The organism is Streptomyces sp. NPDC058534 (assembly GCF_042717365.1).
In the GTDB taxonomy this organism is placed as follows: Bacteria; Actinomycetota; Actinomycetes; order Streptomycetales; family Streptomycetaceae; genus Streptomyces.
In genome coordinates this window covers 2,219-3,943 of the sequence record NZ_JBHXNW010000092.1, presented here as the reverse complement: position 1 = coordinate 3,943, position 1,725 = coordinate 2,219, and the positions used below count along the sequence as shown (strand labels likewise).

The following is a 1,725-nucleotide window of genomic DNA, read 5'->3' as shown; positions in this document are numbered from 1 at the left end:
GCGCGCGGCGCCGGACGGTTGACACAACGTCCGGATACCGCGCCCCCGCCGGACAGATCACGCGTTGGCGGGCCCGCCGGGGAGGGAAGGATCGGGGGACCGCAGCTGACCGACGATCACGCCGGGAGACGAGCATGACCGCACTGTCGCCGCACCTTCGCCAGGCCACGCCCGTGGTGGCCGTCCGGGGCGAGGGCGTCCACATCCATGGCGAGGACGGCCGCCGCTATCTGGACTTCACCGCCGGCATCGGCGTCACCAGCACCGGCCACTGCCACCCCAGGGTGGTGGCCGCCGCCCAGGAGCAGGTCGGCACCCTGGTCCACGGGCAGTACACGACCGTCATGCACCAGCCGCTGCGGCGCCTCGTCGACAAGCTCGGCGAGGTGCTGCCGGCCGGTCTGGACAGCCTGTTCTTCACCAACTCCGGCAGCGAGGCGGTGGAGGCGGCACTGCGCCTGGCCCGCCAGGCCACCGGCCGCCCCAACGTGCTGGTCTGCCACGGCGGCTTCCACGGCCGCACCGTGGCCGCCGCGTCCATGACCACCTCGGGCACCCGCTTCCGGTCCGGCTTCTCGCCGCTGATGAGCGGCGTGGTCGTCACCCCCTTCCCGACGGCCTTCCGCTACGGCTGGGACGAGGAGACCGCCACCCGCTTCGCCCTCCAGGAGCTGGACTACACCCTCCAGACGATCACCTCGCCCGCCGACACCGCCGCCGTCATCGTCGAGCCGGTCCTCGGCGAGGGCGGCTACGTCCCCGCGACCCGCGCCTTCATGGAGGGCCTGCGCGAGCGCGCGGACCGCCACGGCTTCCTGCTGATCCTGGACGAGGTGCAGACCGGCGTGGGCCGCACCGGCCGGTTCTGGGGCCACGAGCACTTCGGCGTCACCCCCGACATCCTGATCACCGCCAAGGGCCTGGCCAGCGGCTTCCCCCTGTCCGCGATCGCGGCCTCCGAGGAACTGATGGGCAAGGCCTGGGCGGGCTCGCAGGGCGGCACGTACGGCGCCAACGCGGTGGCCTGCGCGGCGGCCTGCGCCACCCTCGACGTCGTACGCGACGAGAAACTGGTGGAGAACACGGAGGCCATGGGCGCGCGCCTGCGCCGCGGACTGGAGGAGGTGGCGGCGCGGACGCCCGCCATCGGGGACGTACGGGGCCTGGGACTGATGCTGGCCAGTGAGTTCGTCACCGAGGACGGCGAACCGGACCCCGGGACCGCCGCCCGGGTCCAGCGGGCCGCGGTCGACGAGGGCCTTCTGCTGCTGCTCTGCGGAGCCTGGAACCAGGTGGTCCGGATGATCCCGGCGCTGGTGATCGACGAGACGGCCGTCGACGAGGGCCTGCGGGCCTGGGCCGCCGCGGTCGAGGCCGGCACGTCGGGAGCGGCGGACCGGTGATCCGATGGCCGCCGTCGTCGTGAGGCCGGCAGGCGTTCCGGTGCGCGCGGACCGGGTCCGCATGCCGCGGCCGGCACGTTGGGCGCGGCGGACCGGGTCCGCATGTCGGGGCCGATACGCCGGGGCGGCGGACCGGTGACCCGGCGACCGCCGCCGCCGTGCGGCGGACGCCGACCGGAGCACACGCAGACCGGGGGCGGGCGCCCGGGCCGGGGGGCCCGAGGGTCCCCAAAAACCACACCCCCACCCACCCCGAGATAAGCGGCGCGGGGTGGGGGGCGCGGGGGGGCGCGCGGGGGCCCGCGGGGGGGGCCCCCCCCCC

General features: G+C 75.5%; 1 protein-coding gene. It reads left to right on the top strand.

Going from position 1 to position 1,725, the window contains the following annotated elements:
- Nucleotides 1-134: 134 nt before the first annotated feature.
- Entirely contained in the window at nucleotides 135-1,403 is a 1,269-nt protein-coding gene (locus ACFWR9_RS36995; RefSeq protein ID WP_383850401.1) for an aspartate aminotransferase family protein, read from the top strand.
- Nucleotides 1,404-1,725: the final 322 nt, after the last annotated feature.

What these genes read in the sequence shown, in the direction of transcription:
- ACFWR9_RS36995 (WP_383850401.1), top strand. Translation starts at nt 135, where the DNA reads ATGACCGCACTGTCGCCGCACCTTCGCCAGGCCACGCCCGTGGTGGCC.